The sequence below is a fragment of the Pannonibacter sp. CBAS1226 genome, assembly GCF_055685825.1.
In genome coordinates this window covers 210,746-229,513 of sequence record NZ_JBVOUO010000001.1, presented here as the reverse complement: position 1 = coordinate 229,513, position 18,768 = coordinate 210,746, and the positions used below count along the sequence as shown (strand labels likewise).

Here is an 18,768-nt window from a genome sequence, read left to right as displayed (position 1 = left end):
CGCCCCTCAATAGACCACGACGGAGCGGATGGACTCGCCCGAGTGCATCATGTCGAAGCCCTTGTTGATGTCTTCCAGCGGCAGCAGATGGGTGATCATCGGGTCGATCTCGATCTTGCCGTCCATGTACCAGTCGACGATCTTCGGCACGTCCGTGCGCCCGCGCGCGCCGCCGAAGGCGGTGCCCATCCAGGTGCGGCCCGTGACGAGCTGGAACGGGCGGGTGGAGATTTCCTGCCCGGCACCGGCGACGCCAATGACAACCGACTTGCCCCAGCCGCGGTGCGAGCATTCCAGCGCCTGGCGCATCACCTTGGTGTTGCCCGTGCAGTCGAAGGTGTAGTCCGCCCCGCCGATGGTGTCGGCACCGCGCTTCGTCAGGTTGACGATGTAGGGAACGATGTCCTCGCCGATTTCCAGCGGGTTGACGAAATGGGTCATGCCGAAGCGCTCGCCCCATTCCTTCTTGGAGTTGTTGATGTCGACGCCGATGATCATGTCCGCACCGGCAAGGCGCAGGCCCTGAATGACGTTGAGGCCGATGCCGCCGAGACCGAAGACGACCGCCGTGGCGCCGATCTCCACCTTGGCGGTGTGGATGACAGCGCCGATGCCGGTGGTGACACCGCAGCCGATGTAGCAGATCTTGTCGAAGGGCGCGTCCGGGTTGACCTTGGCGAGCGCGATCTCCGGCAGAACCGTGTAATTGGCGAAGGTGGAGCAGCCCATATAGTGATGGATCTTGTCCTTGCCGATGGAGAAGCGCGAGGTGCCGTCCGGCATCAGGCCCTGGCCCTGCGTGGCGCGGATGGCGGTGCACAGGTTGGTCTTGCGCGACAGGCAGGACGGGCACTCGCGGCACTCGGGCGTATAGAGCGGAATCACATGGTCGCCCGGCTTCAGGCTGGTGACGCCCTTGCCCACTTCCACCACGACGCCCGCGCCCTCATGGCCCAGGATCGCCGGGAAGATGCCTTCCGGGTCGGCGCCCGACAGGGTGAAATCATCGGTGTGGCAGATGCCGGTGGCCTTGACTTCCACCAGAACCTCGAAGGCACGCGGGCCTTCCAGATTGACGGTCATGACTTCCAGCGGCTTGCCGGCCTGAACGGCGACTGCGGCGCGAACTTCCATGGGATCTCCCCTCCTTCGATGGGCAAGTCATCAATGATGATCGCCGTGTTATAAGCAGTGACGTTCATGTCAGCCACCCCCGGTAACAGATCGAGCGGCGGAGCCTGTCACGAAACGCGACACAAATTGTCCAGCCAGTCACACAGAGAGCCCTGTTCCATCAGAATTTTCCGGTCTCTGCGGCCGGTGCGGCGGACATGTCGGATTCTGACCATTGCAGGACTGTCTGAGGTTAGGATGTTGCGCTGCTGCTGGCAAAAGTGAGAGACCTGTTCTGACGGGAGGCCCCCTTGTGTCCAGCCGCCCGCGTCAGTCACACTGAGACAACAAGCCCTGCCCGGCGGCGGCGCAGCGGCACACCATGACAAGGAGCCTGCCGGCGGCCATGACGCGCTATTCCCTTCTCGAACTGGCGAAAAACGCCTTCGGCGCGCACAAGAACTGGGGCCACCAGTGGCGCTCTCCGGAGCCCAAGGCCGCCTATGACGTCATCATCATCGGCGCGGGCGGCCATGGGCTGGCCACCGCCTATTACCTGGCCAAAGTGCACGGCATCACCAATGTGGCCGTGCTGGACAAGGGCTGGCTGGGCGGCGGCAACACGGGCCGCAACACCACCATTGTGCGCTCCAACTACCTGTGGGAGGAAAGCGCCGCCCTCTACCAGCATGCGCTGAACCTGTGGGACGGGCTGTCGCAGGATCTCAATTACAACGTCATGTATTCCAAGCGCGGCGTGATGATGCTCGCCCATACGGTGCATGACGTGCAGGTGTTCAAGCGCCACATCCACGCCAACCGGCTGGCCGGGGTCGAGAACGAGTGGATGACGCCGGAAGAGGCGAAGGAGTTCTGCCCGCCGCTCAACATCGAGAAGAACATCCGCTACCCGGTGATGGGCGCGGCCCTGCAACGGGTGGGCGGCACCGCCCGGCATGATGCGGTGGCCTGGGGCTATGCACGCGGGGCCAGCGCCATGGGTGTCGACATCATCCAGAACTGCGCCGTCACCGGCATCCGCCGTGCGCCTTCCGGCGAGATCACGGGCGTGGAGACCTCACGCGGCTTCATCGGCGCAAAGAAGATCGGCTGCGTGGCGGCGGGCAACACCTCCGTCGTCATGGCCATGGCGGGGCTGAAGCTGCCGCTGGAATCCAATCCGCTGCAGGCGCTGGTGTCCGAGCCGGTGAAGCCCGCCTTCCCTTGCGTGGTCATGTCCAACACCATCCACGCCTATATCTCCCAGTCCGACAAGGGCGAGCTGGTGATCGGTGCGGGCACGGACCAGTTCGTCTCCTATTCGCAGGCAGGCGGGCTGCACATCACCACCCACACGCTGGATGCCATCTGCGAGCTGTTCCCCATGTTCCGGCGCATGCGCATGCTGCGCAACTGGGGCGGCATCGTCGACAACACGCCGGACCGCTCGCCGATCATCGGGCTGACGCCGGTGCCGGGGCTTTATGTCAACTGCGGCTGGGGCACGGGCGGCTTCAAGGCAACGCCGGGCTCGGGCCATGTGTTTGCCCACACGATTGCGACCGGCGCGCCACACCCCATCAACGCCCCCTTCTCCCTGGACAGGTTCCGCACCGGACGCCTGATCGACGAGGCGGCTGCTGCCGCCGTGGCTCACTGAGGCTTTCTCCATGCTGCTGATTTTCTGCCCCTGTTGCGGCGTCGAACGGCCCGAGACCGAATTCCGCTACGGCGGCGAGGCGCATATCGCCCGCCCGGCCGATCCTTCCGCCCTCAATGACGAGGAATGGGCCCAGTTCCTCTACATGCGCTCCAACACGCGCGGGCTCTATGCCGAGCGCTGGCGCCACACCCATGGCTGCGGGCGCTTCTTCAATGCCGTGCGCGACACGGTGAGCGACAAGTTCATCTGCACATACAAGACCGGGGAACCGAAGCCGGATCTTGAAGCCCTTGCCCGGGAGGCCGCGAAATGACCAGCCACAGCACACGCGGCGGCCACATGCGCACCGGCAACGGCGGACGGGTGGACAGGTCCCGCCACCTCAGCTTCACTTTCGATGGAAAGGAAATGACCGGCCTTGCGGGCGATACACTGGCTTCTGCCCTCATCGCCAACGGGGTGCATCTGACCGGCCGCTCCTTCAAGTATCACCGCCCGCGCGGCATCGTCACGGCAGGTTCGGAAGAGCCCAACGCGCTGGTGGGCGTCTACCGGCACGGCGACCAGACGCCGAACCTGCGCGCCCCGCAGGTGGAGCTTTACGAAGGCCTTACGGCCGTCAGTCAGAACCGTTTCCCCTCGCTGGAGTTCGATGTGGGGGCGGTCAACAATGTGCTGTCGCCGCTGTTCCCGGCGGGCTTCTACTACAAGACCTTCATGTGGCCGAAGGCGTTCTGGGACCGGGTGTATGAGCCGGTCATCCGCGCCGCCGCAGGCCTCGGCAAGCCGCCGAAGCTGACCGACCCGGACCGCTACGCCAACACTTATGCGCACTGCGATGTGCTGGTGATTGGCGCTGGCCCCGCAGGCCTTGCCGCCGCTCTTGCCGCCAGCGAAAGCGGCGCGCGGGTGATCCTGTGCGACGAGCAGGCGGAAATGGGCGGCTCGCTGCTGGCGGAAGCCGGCGCAACCGTCGAAGGCCATGCGGCGGCGGACTGGGCGGCGGCAACGCTGGCCACGCTCGCTGCACGCGGCAACGTCACCCTGCTGCCGCGCACCACGGCTTTCGGCTATTTCGTGCAGAACTTCGTCGCCCTGGCCGAGCGGGTGACGGACCATATCGCCCAACCCGATCCCGCCCTGCCGCGTGAGCGGATGTGGCAGGTGCGCGCGAAGGAGGTCGTCATCGCCGCTGGCGCCCATGAGCGTCCGCTCGTTTTCCCGGAAAACGACCGGCCCGGCATCATGCTGGCGGGCGCAGGGCGGACCTATCTCAACCGTTATGGCGCAAAGGTTGGCCGCAACGTGCTGGTCGCTGCCGCTTGTGACAGCGCCTGGACGGCAGCCTTCGACCTTGCCGCTTCCGGCGTGGATATCGCCGCCATCGCCGACCTGCGCCGCACACCGCCGGAGCATCTGGTGGCGGAAGCTGCAAGGCTCGGCATCCGGGTCGAAACCGGCTGCACCGTCACCGGTACCTCCGGACACCTGCGCGTCAGCAAGGCGCTGCTGGGCCGGTTGCGCGAGGATGGCAGCGTGGCGGCCGCCGGTGACATCAACTGCGACGCCATTCTCATGTCCGGCGGCTGGACGCCTGCGGTCAGCCTCTATTCCCAGTCGCGTGGCAAGGTGGTCTGGAATGACGAGATGCAGGCCTTCCTGCCGGGGGTGAGCGTCCAGAACGAGCGGTCCGCCGGCAGTTGCCGGGGCGTGAATGGCCTTGCCGCTGTCCTCAACGATGGCTATGCCGCCGGTGAGCAGGCGGCGAACAAGGCGGTGGGAACCCCGCTGAAGGTGCGCAGCATCCGCGCCGATGGGGCCGAAGCTGCCACCGGCGGCTTCCTTGGCGCCCTGCCGCATGACCGTGATGCTTCCCGCGTGAAGGCCTTCGTCGATTTCCAGAACGACGTGACCGCCAAGGACGTGGAACTGGCCGTGCGCGAGGGCATGCATTCCATCGAGCATATCAAGCGCTACACCACCACCGGCATGGCGACGGATCAGGGCCGCCTGTCCAATCTGAACGCACTTGCGATTGCCTCCGGCGCGCTTGGCACCGCCCTGCCGCAGGTGGGTCTCACCACCTTCCGCCTGCCCTACACACCGACGAGTTTCGGCACCTTCGCCGGGTCTTCACGCGGTGATGCCTTCGATCCCGTCCGCCGCACGCCCTCCCATGACTGGGTGGTGAAGCAGGGCGGCGTCTTTGAGGACGTGGGCCAATGGAAGCGAACCTGGTATTTCCCCAAGGCGGGTGAGGACATGCACGCCGCCGTCGCCCGCGAGTGCCGCACGGCACGGCAGACGGCCGGCCAGTTCGACGCCTCCACCCTTGGCAAGATCGAGGTGGTGGGCAAGGACGCGGCGGAGTTTCTGGAGCGCTTCTACACCAACCCGTGGAAGGGACTGAAGCCGGGCCGCTGCCGCTATGCGGTTCTGCTCAACGAAGCCGGTTTCATCATCGATGATGGCGTGGTGGGCAGGCTTTCGGAGGACAGGTTCCACGTCACCACCACCACGGGCGGTGCGGCACGCGTCTTTGCCATGATGGAGGACTTCCTCCAGACGGAATGGCCGGACCTCGATGTGTGGATCACCTCCACGACGGAACAATTCGCCGTCATCGCCGTACAGGGACCGAAGGCGCGCGAGATCATCGCGCCCTTTGTCGAGGGGCGGGATCTTTCGGCAGAAGCCTTCCCGCACATGAGCGTTGCCACCTGCCGCTTTGCCGGGCTGCCCTGCCGCCTGTTCCGCGTCAGCTTTACCGGCGAACTCGGCTTTGAAGTGAATGTCCCCGCCCGCCATGGCGCCAAGGTGTGGGAGATGATCTGGGCCGAAACCGAAAAGCACGGCGGCTGTGTCTATGGCACCGAAACCATGCACGTGCTGCGCGCGGAAAAGGGCTACATCATCGTCGGTCAGGAAACCGACGGCACCGTGACGCCTGCCGATGCAGGCCTTGAGTGGGCCATCGGCAAGAAGAAGTTCGACTTCGTCGGCAAGCGCTCGCTGGCACGGCCGGATCTGGTGGCCACGGGCCGCAAGCAGGTTGTCGGCCTGCAGCCGGTCGATCCCAAGCGGATGCTGGAAGAAGGCGCGCAGATCACCGCCGAGGCGAACCCGGCCAAGGGCACGCCTGCATTGGGCCATGTGACCTCAGCGTACTGGAGCGAGGCACTGGGCCGCACCATCGGTCTTGCCATTGTCAAGGATGGCCGCAGCCGCATGGGCGAAGTCCTGCAGGTGCCGATGCCCTCGGGTGCCATTGCCGTGAAGATCGTAGACCCTGTGATGTATGACCCGGAAGGAACCCGTCTCGATGGCTGAGATCTATACCCCTGCCGCAGGCGAAACCCCGGTTCTGCGTTACGAAGGCCTGAGCGTTTCGCGCTGCGCGCCGCTGGCCCGGCTCTCCTTCCGGGGCCGCGCCCCGGCGCAGGAGGCCATCGCTGCGGCTCTTGGCACCGCCCTGCCCCAGACACCGCTGACGGCAGCCGTATCCGGCAGCAAGGCGGCCCTGTGGCTCGGACCCGATGAATGGCTGCTGCTGGCCCCTGAAGCAGAACTCGACACCTTTCAGGCCGCAGCCGATAGTGCCGTCTCGGGCCTCGCAGCGTCGGTCACGGATATCTCGCACCGGCAGGACGCGGTGCTTGTTTCGGGCGAAAAGGCCGTCTGGCTGCTCAACACCGGCGTCTTTCTGGATCTCAGCCTCGCCGCCTTCCCGGTGGGCATGGTCACCCGCACCCTCTGCCACAAGGCGGAAGTGGTGCTGTGGCGGATTGCCGAAGACAGTTTCGTGCTCGAATCCTGGCGCAGCTTCCTGCCTTACGTGCTGGAACACATGGAAGATGCAGCACTGGAACTGGGGGCGAAGGCTGCTGTCTGAAAGAACGCGCAACGCCCGCCTGATGCAGAAACACAAAAGCCCGGAAGCGCCACCGCTTCCGGGCTTTTGTCATGATGCGGAGAGCCTTCAGCCGAGCAGGAAGGAGAGAGCCACAAGCACGCCGGCGCCGAGCAGCGCAGCAGCGGGAACTGTCACGACCCATGCCGCCAGAATCGTCATGAAATGGGCGCGGCGGACGAGGAAGCGGCGCTTCTGCTCTTCGCGGTTCCTGATCGGACGCAGACGCTTGCCCTTGCCCGCACCATCGGCCATGACGCTCAAACGGGTGCCGACACGCTGGGTTTCCCATTCACGGAAGAAACCGACGCCGAAAACGCCGCCAACAGCCACATGGGTGGTGCTGACAGGAAGGCCCAGAGCGGAGGCAAGGATCACCGTCACGGCCGTTGCCAGAGCCACGCAATAGGCCCGGATCGGGTTGAGCTTGGTGATCTGCTGGCCGACAAGGTGGATGAGGCGCGGGCCGAACAGCACAAGCCCCAGCGAGATGCCAATGGCACCGATGATCATCACCCAGAGCGGGATCTCAACCTGGCTCACCATATGGCCGGAGCGGATAACCCCGGCGATGGCAGCCACCGGGCCCACCGCATTGGCCACATCATTGGCACCATGGGCAAAGGACATGAGCGCAGCCGCACAGACAAGCGGCAGGGAAAACAGGCGGCGGACAGACTGGTTGCGGTTCTCCATGCCCCGCGCCTGACGGCGCACATAGGGCCGGGCCAGCAGCCAGGACACGATGGCGACCGCAAGTCCGGCAAGCATGGCCCCAGGCAGCCGGAGCCCGGAGGCCGGAAAGGCCTTCATCACCAGATAGGTGGAAAAAACACCCGTCATGGCGCCGATCAGAACCGGCACCCAGACACGGGAGGCAGCGATCTTGTCCGGCTGGTAGATCGTGACATTGCGGACAAAGGCAAGAAAGACAGCAGCAAGAATGCCGCCAAGCACCGGTGATGTAACCCAGCTGACGGCGATGCCGCCCAGCGTCGTCCAGTTGACCGCCGCAATGCCGGCAGCTGCCGCACCTGCCCCGGCCACGGCGCCGACAATGGCCTGTGTGGTGGAGACGGGCGCGCCGATCCAGGTGGCCAAATTGACCCAGACACCGGCAGCGACCAGCGCCGAGAGCATGACCAGCATGAAGGCGTGCGGATTGGCGAGATCCTGCGGATGAATGATGCCGCTGGAGATGGTGTTCACCACCTCACGCCCCGCCAGCAGAGCGCCGAGCGTTTCACAGACCGCCGCGATGGCGAGAGCCGCCCCCAGCGACAAGGCGCGCGCGCCAACCGCCGGCCCCATGTTGTTGGCGACGTCATTGGCGCCGATGTTCAGCGCCATATAGGCGCCGAGCGCGGCAGCGGCGATCAGCATGGAGCCGGACACGCCGCCGCCCACGAACTGCCAGGCGGCGAGCGCACAGACCATGATGAAGACAAAGGAGAGGCCGGGCGCAACGAGACGGCGCGCAGCCGTTCCGGCTGCATCCTCGATATAACCGATCCGGTCCAGATCCTTGTCGAGGGCAGATTGAGTTTCCGGTTTCTTCAATGTGCAGCGCCTCTTGGCGTCCCCAGTGACGTCCTACAAGCGGGCGCAAAAGAGCACCCGCGACAGGTTTTTCATGAATTGGCGCCGTTATTGCAGATTTTCAGGCAGCTGTAACCCGGTCGCGCTCTAGCCGCTTCAGGATATCCACCAGACCCGGCTCGCTGGCCAACTTGATCGCCTCGGCAACCGGCAGCCAGCGGCATTCCCGCTCGCCTGCCTCGGGATAGTCCTCAGCCTGTGCCTGCGCCTCGATCAGAAAGACAAGCACATCCGTGTCCACGCGAAGGCCGCTGTCGAGGCCCTTGGTGGAGCGGAAACGGCCATAGGGCTCCTGCGACACCTTTCCGGTCACGCCCGCCTCTTCAAAGGCTTCGATCATGGCCGTGCGGTGCGAGCGGTGGTCCAGTTCCGGCCAGCCTTTCGGCAGGATCCAGCGCTTGGTGCCGCGTGAGGCAACCAGCAGAACTTCCAGCTGGCCGTTGCGCACACGATGGCACAGGGCCGCGATCTGCAGCCGTGCCGGGCGCAGGAAGAGGCCGCGCAAAAGGCCCCACAGACGCTGTGTGGTAGACTGGGACGTCACTGCCGGGTCCAGATATGAGGTCGCACTGTCCACCATCGGACGTCCTTTCCCTCAACCGTGTGAAAGAGGAGGCCTGACAGGGACGAAACACCACCCTTAAAGGCTCAAATGAAAACGCTCGCCTTTATGAAATGTTCATTCGAACCGGCAAGTCAAGGCATCCTCAGACAGAATGACGTCCATAATGCGACATTCCGTTAAGTCACCTTCGATAATCCGAAAAATTTGCCGGCTAAGTTGCAAAAAGCTCCGTTCCGGCTCACGGCAGACCCGGTTTTCTGCCTTTCCGGCGCCTTGGCGTCAGACGTTCAGATCCTCGCGTTCCACGGTGATTCCCTCCGCGCTCCAGCTGCCCGGCCAAACCTCGGCCCCGCCGGCACGCAGCTGGCGCACCGCATCAAGCGGCGGATGGACGATCAGGAAGGGCTCTTCTCCGGCAGTACCGCCCGTGGGTGCGAGGGTCGCAGCAATGCCGGTGAAGCCCAGCTCGGCTTCGCAAGGGGTGAATAGCGTCGCACCGGAGATGTTGGTGTCATTCTGCGTCGTGCCGGTGGAGGCGCCCGTCACGCCGCAGACGGCAACACAAGTCATCAGTTCCACTGCCCGCGCCTTGGCACAGTCGAACACCCGGTGATAACCCGACAGCTGCGATGTCATGGACGGGACCAGCAGCAGGTCGATCTTTTCCGGCGCCAGCAGGCAGGACAATGCGGGCATTTCCACATCGAGGCAGATGAGCATGGCCATGCGCACGCCCTCCAGCTCGAACACCCTCAGCCGCTTGCCGGGCTTGAGCGTCCAGCTCTCCGGATCCTTCTCGAAGGGCGTCAGCGCCAGCTTGTCGTGGGAATGGGCCTCTCCTTCCGGAGTGTAAAGCCAGGCCCGGTTGGTGAAGCCACCGTCTTCCGCAGGCCAGGGCGTTGAACCGGCCAGAAGCGACAGGCCGTATTTGCGCGGCAGATCCGCCAGTTGCGGGGCGATCTCCTGCGCAATCCCGGCCAGGAACGGCAGTTCAGACGTGGGCACCAGTCCTTCCGGCTTGAACGAGAGGCAGGCCTCGATGGCATATTCCGGCAGCATCAGAAGCCGTGCACCGCCCTCCTTTGCCCGCTGCATGCGGGCTTCAATGGCGGCCACATACTCCGCCGGTGAGGCCGGTGCGAAGCCGAGATTGAAGGCGCAGAGGGCAATCGGAAAGTCAGTCATGGCCGGTCCATATGCTGTTGCGGGGCAAACTTACCCCTTCTGCATGACCGATTTAAGAGCGCTGGTAAAGAGACGGAAAGGTGATCTGCGGGCGCTCAGCCCGGGATGCCCAGCTTGAACAGGCTGAGCAAGGCAGCCACTGCCAGGCATTCCTGCAGGGGCACGGGGATGAAGGTGGCAGGCAGCGGCGCAGGATCGGCATCCACTCCAGCGCGGACCTTGGCAAGGCCAGCGAGCGCCCGATCGGCAGAACGGTCAAGTTCCGCAAAAACCGCTCTGAGTTCGTCCTGGCTCTTCATCAGATCCCCGCGCTGTATCCTTCAGCCAGATGACTTTACCGCGTGCCTCTTACGGCATGGTTAATGCAATGCGAATAGGGCAGAAAAACGCAAAACCTGCCCTCGCGCGCCCTATGCTGCCCGCAGGTCCCTCACAGCCGGTTCACCTGCGGGTCCGCCACGTCCAGAATGCGCAGCTGCACCCGCTGCGCGCCCTGCCAGGTGTCGATGGACAGGCTGCCCGCCACATGCAGCGTCTTGCCCCGCCCGGCCAGCAGCGCCTCGCCAAAGGGCTTTTCCGCCGCCTTGAAGGCAATGCCCTTCAGTGTCTGGCCATCGGCACCGGCCAGCGTTGCCCGCACATGGCCGTTGCCGACCACATCCGCATAGGAAATGCGGTGCGCGGGGAAGGCAAAGACCGGCTCCGGATGGCCAGCGCCAAACGGCCCGGCCAGTTCCAGCTTGTTCAGCAGCTCGATTGTTGCCCCGCCGGCCGTCAGCGCCGCATCCACCTTCATCTCGCGGCTAGCACTTGCGGTTTCCACGTCCTCGCGCAGCATCTCGTTGAAGAAGGCGGTCAGCTCCCCTTCCCGCTCGCGCCGCACGGTCAGGCCCGCTGCCATGGCATGGCCACCGCCTTTTTCCAGCAGCCCCTCCTCCACCGCCTTGCGCACGGCCCGGCCAAGATCGACACCGGGGATAGAGCGGCCGGAGCCGGTGCCCTTGCCGCTGGCGTCATAGGCGATGGCAAAGGCCGGGCGGCGGTGGCTTTCCTTGAGGCGTGAGGCGATCAGCCCGACAATACCCGGATGCCAGCCGTCCGAGCCGGTCAGCAGCACCGCAGGATCTTCCGACTGAATGCGGATGACGGCCTGTGCATCGCCTTCTTCCAGCATCACCGCTTCCATCGCCTGCCGCTCGGCATTCAGCCGGTCCAGTTGTTCGGCAATGGCACGGGCCTGCGCGCTGTCACGGGTGGTCAGAAGCCGCGCGCCGAGGGCCGCATCGCCGATGCGTCCGCCCGCGTTGATGCGCGGCCCCAGCAGGAAGCCCAGATGATAGGAAGATGGCTTGCCGCCCACCCGCGCCACATCCGCCAGCGCCGCGAGACCGGGGTTGGAGCGGGCATGCATGGAAATGAGGCCCTTGGTGACATAGGCCCGGTTCAGCCCCTTGAGCGGCACCACATCGCAGACCGTGCCAAGCGCAACAAGATCGAGCAGCGCCAGCAGATCCGGCTCCCGGCGTCCGGCAAAGGCACCGCGCCGCCGCAGTTCGCGGTTGAGACCGACGAGAAACAGGAAGGTGACGCCAACGGCCGCCAGATGCCCCTGCCCCGACAGGTCGTCCTGCCGGTTCGGATTGACCAGCGCGCGCACCTGCGGCAGTTCCACGCCGCACTGGTGATGGTCGATCACCACCACATCCAGCCCCAGCCTCGCCGCCGTCTCGAATGCCTCGAAGGAGGTGCTGCCGCAATCGACGGTCACCAGCAGCCGCGCCCCATCATGGTGCAGTGCCTCGATGGCCGGACCATTGGGGCCGTAGCCCTCGATGATGCGGTCGGGAATATGGATCACCGCTTCCTGCCCCACCTCGGCCAGATAGCGGGAGAGCAGCGCGGAAGACGTGGCACCATCCACGTCATAATCGCCGAAGATGGCAATGCGGGTGCCGGACTGGACGGCATCAGCCACCCGCGCCACCGCCTCATCCATGTGAACAAGGCTGGAAGGGTCCGGCATCAGCCCCTTGAGAGTCGGGTCCAGAAAGGCTTCCGCCTCCTCCAGCGCCACATCGCGGGCGGCCATGACGCGGGCAATCACATCGGCAAGGCCGAAGCGCTGCGCCATGGCAAGGGCGGTGAGCGACTGCGCCTGTGTCAGCCGCTCACGCCAGATCTGTCCGTTTGCAGAACGTGTCACGCCCAGCACGGTGCGCCCGGTTTCCGAAGCGGCACCTGCAATAGGTCCGGCACCTGTCACGCCCTGCCCTCCAGCTCAGTCCAGATGGAACTTTTCGACCTGGGTATGCTGGGCCTTGATGTAACGCACGGTGCCCGTCGAAGAACGCATGACCACGGTGTGGGTGGTGATGCGGTCGCGGCCGAAGCGCACGCCCTGCAGGAAGTTGCCATCGGTCACGCCGGTGGCGGCAAACAGCACGTCGCCGCAAGCCATTTCCTCAAGCTGATACTTGCGCTTGATGTCGGAAATGCCCATGCGGTGGGCGCGTTCCACCTGCTCGTCGCGGGTGATGACGAGACGGCCCTGCATCTGGCCGCCGATGCAGCGCAGCGCGGCAGCCGCCAGCACACCTTCCGGCGCGCCGCCGATGCCGGCGTAGATGTCGATGCCGGTCTCTTCCGGGTCGGTGGTGTGGATGACACCGGCCACGTCACCGTCGCCGATCAGGCGGATGGCAGCGCCGGTGGCGCGGATGTCCTCGATCAGGCGGGCATGACGCGGACGGTCGAGCACGCAGGCGGTGATTTCGGAGATCTTCACGCCCTTGGCCTTGGCCACATTGGCGATGTTCTCGGCAATCGGCGCGTCAAGGTCGATGATGCCGGCCGGATAGCCGGGTCCGATGGCCAGCTTCTCCATGTAGCTGTCCGGCGCATTCAGCAGACCGCCAGCCGGGGCCAGCGCGATCACGGCCAGCGAGTTCGGCAGGTTCTTGGCGCAGATGGTGGTGCCTTCCAGCGGATCGAGGGCGATATCCACCTTCGGGCCCTGCTTGGTGCCGACTTCCTCGCCGATGTAGAGCATCGGCGCTTCGTCGCGCTCGCCCTCGCCGATCACCACCGTGCCATCGATCGGCAGGTTGTTCAACTCGCGGCGCATGGCGTCCACGGCGGCCTGGTCGGCAGCCATTTCGTCGCCATGGCCACGCAGACGGGCGGCGGCGACAGCGGCACGCTCGGTCACGCGGGCCAGCTCCAGCGTCAGAATGCGATCAAGCGAGCTCGATGCGGCGGCGGCTTCTTTCTTCGGCATTGCAATCCCCTGAACACATGAATGGGATCATCCGCAATGGATGGTCTTAAGACAGTTTCTCGATCCGGATCATCTGCGGCCGGTCGGCCACGACACCCTTGGCCTCGATGGCCTCCAGCGCCTGACGGACCGCCGTTTCGGATGTCTCATACGTGATCAGTATGACAGGCTGAGCCTCATGCACCTCAGTTTCGGCACCATTAAGGCTGCCCGGCGCACGGCGGCGGCGCTGAACGATGGATTCCAGCGAGATATCCGCATCCGCCATGCAGCGCGCGATGGTGGCAAAGGCGCCCGGACGGTCAAACACGGACAGGCGGATGTAGTAGCCGCCCTCATGCAGGCGCATGCCCGCACGCTTGTAATCGGTCAGCACGTTGCTCGGCGCACCCAGCGCCGGGGCAATGTCACCGCGGGCGATGTCGGCAATATCCGAGGCAACGGAGGATGCCGTGGCATTGCCGCCCGCACCGGGACCGACCAGCACGACGCCGCCGACAAAGTCACCATCCACCGCAACGGCATTCAGCACGCCGTCGATGCGGGCAATGGCCGAGGTCTTCGGCACCATGGTCGGGTGCACGCGCTGCTCGATGCCGCTTTCGGTCACCTGGGCGACGCCCAGAAGCTTGATCCGGTAGCCCAGCTCATCGGCCGCCTTGATGTCGGCCGTGGTGATGGAGCTGATGCCTTCCAGATAGATGTCGTCGGCGCTGATCTTGCAGCCGAAGGCAAGGCTCGTCAGCAGCGCCAGCTTGTGCGCCGTGTCGTTGCCCTCGATGTCGAAGGTGGGGTCCGCTTCCGCATAGCCAAGGCGCTGTGCATCGGCCAGACACTCGGCAAAGGACAGGCCCTCGCGCTCCATCCGGGTCAGGATGTAATTGCAGGTGCCGTTGAGAATGCCATAGACGCGGGTGACGGAATTGCCCGCCATCGCCTCGCGCAGGGTCTTGACGATGGGAATGCCACCGGCAACCGCCGCTTCGTAGTTGAGCGAAACGCCCGCCTTCTCGGCAATTTCGGCCAGTTCCACACCATGGGCTGCCAGCAGCGCCTTGTTGGCGGTGATCACGTGCTTGCCGGACGTGAGCGCGGCACGGACGCAGGCCTCGGCCGCACCAGAGGCGCCGCCGATCAATTCCACCACAACATCCACATCGGCCGAGCGCGCCATCTCTGCCGCATCATCAAACCAGGTGACACCAGTGAGATCGAGGCCACGGTCACGGGTCTTGTCCCTTGCGGTCACCGCAGTCAGGACAACGGGACGCCCGCACTTGCGGGCCAGTGCATCCCCATTCTTGGACAGGAGACGGATGAGCGAAGCTCCGACCGTTCCCAATCCCGCGACACCAAGTCTCAAAGCTGAAGCCATTGACGATATGTTCCGGTTGATGAGGGCCAGCGCCCGCCGCGGGGCGCCAGCCGGTTTAGTCCGGGTGCCGGGAAGTCCCGGCCTGTGAGAAGGTCAGCGCGCCGCGCTGACCGGCACGACGTTGTGCAACGTTTCATCCGCCGTTTCAAGGAAACGGCGCAGGTTGCGTGCAGCCTGACGCAGGCGCTTCTCGTTTTCGACGAGGCCGATGCGCACATAGTCATCGCCATATTCACCGAAGCCGATGCCCGGTGCGACGGCGATCTCCGCCTTCTCCAGCAGCAGCTTGGAGAATTCGAGGCTGCCGAGCGCGCGGAACTTCTCCGGGATCGGCGCCCAGGCGAACATGCTGGCTTCCGGAGCCGGAATATCCCAGCCGGCGCGGCCGAAGCTTTCCACCAGCACATCGCGGCGGCGCTTGTAGGTGTTGCGCATCTCCACGATGCAGTCTTCCGGCCCGTTGAGCGCAGCCGTTGCCGCCACCTGGATCGGCGTGAAGGCGCCGTAGTCGAGGTAGGACTTGACGCGGGCAAGCGCTGCCAGCAGCCGTTCGTTGCCGACAGCAAAGCCGACGCGCCAGCCCGGCATCGAGAAGGTCTTGGACAGGGAGGTGAACTCCGCCGTCACCTCGATGGCGCCCGGCACCTGCAGCATGGAAGGCGGCGGCGTATCACCGAAATAGATCTCGGAATAAGCCAGATCCGACAGGATGAAGATGTCGTGCTTGCGCGCAAAGGCCACCACATCCTTGTAGAACTCCAGATCCGCCACATAGGCGGTCGGGTTCGCCGGATAGCACATGATCACGGCAATCGGCTTGGGCACCGAGTGGATGACCGCACGTTCCAGCGCGTGGAACACTTCCGGTCCCGGCTCGGCGGGAATCGCGCGGATCGCGGCACCGGCCATCAGGAAGCCGAAGGTATGGATCGGGTAGCTGGGGTTGGGGCTCAGCACCACATCGCCCGGCGCGGTGATCGCCTGGGCCATGTTGGCAAAGCCTTCCTTGGAGCCGAGCGTCGCCACCACCTGGGTGTTGGGGTTCAGCTTCACACCGAATCGGCGCTCATAGTAGGCAGCCTGAGCCTTGCGCAGACCGGTGATGCCCTTGGAGGCGGAGTAACGGTGGGTGCGCGGATCCTGCACCACTTCGGTCAGCTTCTCGACGATATGCGGGGGCGTCGGCAGATCCGGGTTGCCCATGCCAAGGTCGATGATGTCCGCGCCCTGCGCTCGTGCCGCCGCCTTGAGCTTGTTGACCTGCTCGAAGACGTAAGGGGGCAGTCTGCGGGTCTTGTGAAACTCTTCCATGGCGCGGGCCTCGCGTTCCTCTGCTGCTAGCCGAACACATCCGGCGGCTGTTTCCCGCCAGATTCGCTGACCACCTGGTCAGACGCAGCAAGAGGCGCATGCGGCCTGTTGCTGTGTGGCGCTCTTCTTATCAGCACCACTTCACTTGCGCACGCACCTTCAAGGGCCTGCGCCGTGTTTTTTTGGTGGCTTATGACAGTGTTCCCTCAACAGCCCGCCATGAGCTGGCCTCACCGGAACCCGGCCAAGCCCGTATGGGTGCCTGAACCTCTTCAAGGCGTGATGCGTCAGCACCCCGGAGCCTTCTTGACTTACTGCCCTTCGATTTCCTGAAGCGCCGCCTTGCCATGGGCATCGCGCAGGCGCGCCAGCTCGGCCGCGGACGCTGACGTGCCATTGCGTCCCGCCGCGGCGGCCCGTGCTTCGGACAGTTTCTTCAGCCGTTCCAGATTCGCCTCACGCGCCTCGCTGTCCAGCACGCCGGAGACTTCTTCCCCGTCCTGCGCAATCGTCGGCGGCAGCGGCGGCAGGGAATTCTGCGGGCGCGCTCCGGTAACGGGCGCGCTCACCATGCTGAAAACGGACGTATCCGGCTCGCTTGCGCAGCCGCCCAACAGCACCACCACACCCAAAGCCGCAATCGCTCTCACCGTCTCAAACCTCCGCAAGGCGCACGGCACCAGGGCCAGCGCGCAAAACATCTGGCCGCTTATAACCCCGCGAACGGCCTGCGGTCACTCGCCAATCCGGTGTTTTTCGGATTTCCCGCCAGCATCAGTTGATTATGCTAGAAATCAGCGTTCGCCCTTGATCCATTCCGTGTCATAAATCGGAACGGCAAGATTGATAATGAACGCAGCAAAGCAGCCCCAAAAGCCGCAAGGCCGGCAGCGCAGAGAAAAAGCAGTCCGAGAGGGAGGGGAACCCTGACATGGCAGATGACCGCCGGAACGCAGACGAACAGAACAATCCGGTCATGCAGTACATCGTCAACAATCCGGAAGCCTTTGCGCAGAATCTGGCGAAGATGATGGAGAACGGCGGCAAGGCTTTGGCCGCCTATCTGGAGCCCCGCGAGAAGGGGGAAGCCTCGTCCCAGACCCCGGACGAGCTGACCTCCGTCGTCAAGACGCTGGCACAGGTCGGCGAATACTGGATGTCCGATCCGCAGCGCGCCATCGACGCCCAGTCGCGGCTGTGGGGCGGCTACATCAATCTGTGGAACTCCTCCCTCAAGCGCATGATGGGCGAGCCTTCGCAGCCCGCCGTCACGCCCCCGCCGCGCGACAAGCGCTTCGAGGACCCGGACTGGAACGAGAACCAGTTCTTCGATTTCCTCAAGCAGCTCTATCTGATCACCAGCAACTGGGCCCAGTCCATGGTGAGCGAGGCCGAGGGGCTGGACGAGCACACGAAGCACAAGGCCGATTTCTACGTCCAGCAGCTGTCCAATGCGCTGTCCCCGTCCAATTTCGTGCTGACCAACCCGGCGCTGCTGAAGGAAACACTGGCCTCCAACGGCGAGAACCTGGCCCGCGGCATGGAATTTCTGGCCGAAGACATCAAGGCCGGGCACGGCGACATCAAGATCCGCCAGACGGATGCCAGCAAGTTTGCGCTCGGCAAGAACCTCGCCCTCACGCCGGGCAAGGTCATCGCCCGCAATGACGTATGCGAGGTGATCCAGTACGATCCAGCCACGGAAACCGTGCTGAAGCGCCCGCTGCTGATCGTGCCGCCCTGGATCAACAAGTTCTACATTCTCGATCTGACGCCGGAGAAGTCCTACATCAAATGGGCGGTGGATCAGGGCCACACGGTCTTTGTCATCTCCTGGATCAACCCGGATGAGCATCAGGCGCAGAAGAGCTTCGAGCATTACATGCGCGAAGGCATTCTGAGCACGCTGGACGTGATCGCCAAGACCACGAAGGAAACCAAGGTCAACGCCATCGGCTATTGCGTCGGCGGCACGCTGCTGGCCGTGACGCTGGCCTATATGGCCGCCACCGGTGATGACCGTATCGCTTCGGCCACCTTCTTCACCACGCAGGTGGATTTCACCTATGCCGGCGACCTGAAGGTCTTCGTGGACGAGGAGCAGATCGCCATTCTGGAAAAGCGGATGGCCGAGCGCGGCTATCTGGACGGCTCGAAGATGGCGTCCGCCTTCAACATGCTGCGCTCCAATGATCTGATCTGGCCCTACGTGGTCAACAATTACCTGCGCGGCAAGGAGCCCTTCCCCTTCGACCTCTTGTTCTGGAACTCCGATTCCACCCGCATGCCGGCGGCGAACCACTCCTTCTACCTGCGCAACTGCTATCTGGAGAACAACCTCTCCAAGGGCAAGATGGAGATCGGCGGCCAGAAGCTGGACCTGAAGAAGGTCACCATTCCGGTCTATAATCTGGCGACGAAGGAAGACCACATCGCCCCGCCGCATTCGGTGTTCAAGGGCTCGTCCTGCTTCGGCGGGCCGGTGGACTATATCCTCTCCGGCTCCGGGCACATCGCCGGTGTGGTCAATCCGCCCGCACGCGGCAAGTACCAGTACTGGACCGGCGGCAAGCCGGAAGGCGCCTACGAGGACTGGCTGAAGACGGCGGTGGAACACCCCGGCTCCTGGTGGCCGCATTGGGATGCCTGGCTGCGCCAGCAGGACGGCAGCACGGTGAAGGCCCGCAAGCCGGGCGCGCACCGGGTGAAAATCCTGGGTGACGCACCGGGAACTTACGTTAAGATAAAGGCCTGATCCGGAGGATCGGAT

Annotated in this window: 15 protein-coding genes; 5 read left to right on the top strand and 10 right to left on the bottom strand. The window is 64.5% G+C overall.

All coding sequences use genetic code 11. The annotated features are described in order from the left end of the window. Nucleotides 1-6 precede the first annotated feature (6 nt). Nucleotides 7-1,134 (bottom strand): S-(hydroxymethyl)glutathione dehydrogenase/class III alcohol dehydrogenase, encoded by a 1,128-nt coding sequence (locus tag AC0CMF_RS01110; protein WP_050472784.1) that lies wholly within the window; start codon nucleotides 1,132-1,134, stop codon nucleotides 7-9. Nucleotides 1,135-1,519: 385 nt separating this feature from the next. Between AC0CMF_RS01110 and AC0CMF_RS01105 the strand changes: the two genes are divergently transcribed. The 4 genes from AC0CMF_RS01105 to AC0CMF_RS01090 are packed head-to-tail and all read left to right on the top strand — an operon-like array spanning nucleotide 1,520 to nucleotide 6,668. Continuing rightward, nucleotides 1,520-2,773 (top strand): sarcosine oxidase subunit beta family protein, encoded by a 1,254-nt coding sequence (locus AC0CMF_RS01105; RefSeq protein WP_374630124.1) that lies wholly within the window; start codon nucleotides 1,520-1,522, stop codon nucleotides 2,771-2,773. 10 nt (nucleotides 2,774-2,783) lie between these two features. Further along, complete coding sequence (locus tag AC0CMF_RS01100) at nucleotides 2,784-3,089, top strand: sarcosine oxidase subunit delta (RefSeq protein ID WP_374630123.1); 306 nt, start codon at nucleotides 2,784-2,786, stop codon at nucleotides 3,087-3,089. Further along, nucleotides 3,086-6,106 (top strand): sarcosine oxidase subunit alpha family protein, encoded by a 3,021-nt coding sequence (locus tag AC0CMF_RS01095; protein WP_374630122.1) that lies wholly within the window; start codon nucleotides 3,086-3,088, stop codon nucleotides 6,104-6,106. The genes AC0CMF_RS01100 and AC0CMF_RS01095 overlap by 4 nt, the downstream gene beginning before the upstream one ends. Further along, entirely contained in the window at nucleotides 6,099-6,668 is a 570-nt protein-coding gene (locus AC0CMF_RS01090; protein ID WP_374630121.1) for a sarcosine oxidase subunit gamma, read from the top strand. The genes AC0CMF_RS01095 and AC0CMF_RS01090 overlap by 8 nt, the downstream gene beginning before the upstream one ends. Before the next feature lie 87 nt (nucleotides 6,669-6,755). On the opposite strand, the gene AC0CMF_RS01085 is transcribed toward AC0CMF_RS01090, so the two are convergent. From AC0CMF_RS01085 to AC0CMF_RS01045, 9 genes are all read right to left on the bottom strand, one after another. After that, a complete protein-coding gene (locus tag AC0CMF_RS01085) occupies nucleotides 6,756-8,246 on the bottom strand; it encodes an inorganic phosphate transporter (protein ID WP_374630120.1) in 1,491 nt (496 codons plus the stop codon). Nucleotides 8,247-8,346: 100 nt separating this feature from the next. Continuing rightward, nucleotides 8,347-8,865 (bottom strand): NUDIX hydrolase, encoded by a 519-nt coding sequence (locus AC0CMF_RS01080; RefSeq protein ID WP_019964806.1) that lies wholly within the window; start codon nucleotides 8,863-8,865, stop codon nucleotides 8,347-8,349. Nucleotides 8,866-9,129: 264 nt separating this feature from the next. Next, entirely contained in the window at nucleotides 9,130-10,035 is a 906-nt protein-coding gene (locus AC0CMF_RS01075; RefSeq protein ID WP_058899558.1) for a nitrilase-related carbon-nitrogen hydrolase, read from the bottom strand. 95 nt (nucleotides 10,036-10,130) lie between these two features. After that, nucleotides 10,131-10,334 carry a hypothetical protein gene (locus tag AC0CMF_RS01070; RefSeq protein ID WP_050472778.1) on the bottom strand — a complete coding sequence of 68 codons (204 nt, stop codon included), beginning with the start codon at nucleotides 10,332-10,334 and terminating at the stop codon, nucleotides 10,131-10,133. A 131-nt stretch (nucleotides 10,335-10,465) separates the two neighbouring features. Next, nucleotides 10,466-12,298, bottom strand: a complete 1,833-nt coding sequence (recJ, locus tag AC0CMF_RS01065) for a single-stranded-DNA-specific exonuclease RecJ (protein WP_374630119.1) — start codon at nucleotides 12,296-12,298, stop codon at nucleotides 10,466-10,468. Nucleotides 12,299-12,313: 15 nt separating this feature from the next. Continuing rightward, on the bottom strand, nucleotides 12,314-13,312 hold the full coding sequence (glpX, locus tag AC0CMF_RS01060; RefSeq protein WP_050472777.1) for a class II fructose-bisphosphatase: 999 nt from the start codon (nucleotides 13,310-13,312) through the stop codon (nucleotides 12,314-12,316). A 46-nt stretch (nucleotides 13,313-13,358) separates the two neighbouring features. After that, nucleotides 13,359-14,687 carry a homoserine dehydrogenase gene (locus AC0CMF_RS01055; RefSeq protein ID WP_050472776.1) on the bottom strand — a complete coding sequence of 443 codons (1,329 nt, stop codon included), beginning with the start codon at nucleotides 14,685-14,687 and terminating at the stop codon, nucleotides 13,359-13,361. Nucleotides 14,688-14,780: 93 nt separating this feature from the next. Further along, entirely contained in the window at nucleotides 14,781-15,998 is a 1,218-nt protein-coding gene (locus AC0CMF_RS01050; RefSeq protein WP_050472775.1) for an LL-diaminopimelate aminotransferase, read from the bottom strand. Between the two features lie 311 nt (nucleotides 15,999-16,309). Further along, complete coding sequence (locus AC0CMF_RS01045; protein WP_157757164.1) at nucleotides 16,310-16,648, bottom strand: hypothetical protein; 339 nt, start codon at nucleotides 16,646-16,648, stop codon at nucleotides 16,310-16,312. A 281-nt stretch (nucleotides 16,649-16,929) separates the two neighbouring features. Between AC0CMF_RS01045 and AC0CMF_RS01040 the strand changes: the two genes are divergently transcribed. Then, the gene (locus AC0CMF_RS01040) at nucleotides 16,930-18,753 is read left to right on the top strand and encodes a PHA/PHB synthase family protein (RefSeq protein ID WP_050472773.1); all 1,824 of its coding nucleotides are present in this window, start codon (nucleotides 16,930-16,932) and stop codon (nucleotides 18,751-18,753) included. Nucleotides 18,754-18,768 lie beyond the last annotated feature (15 nt).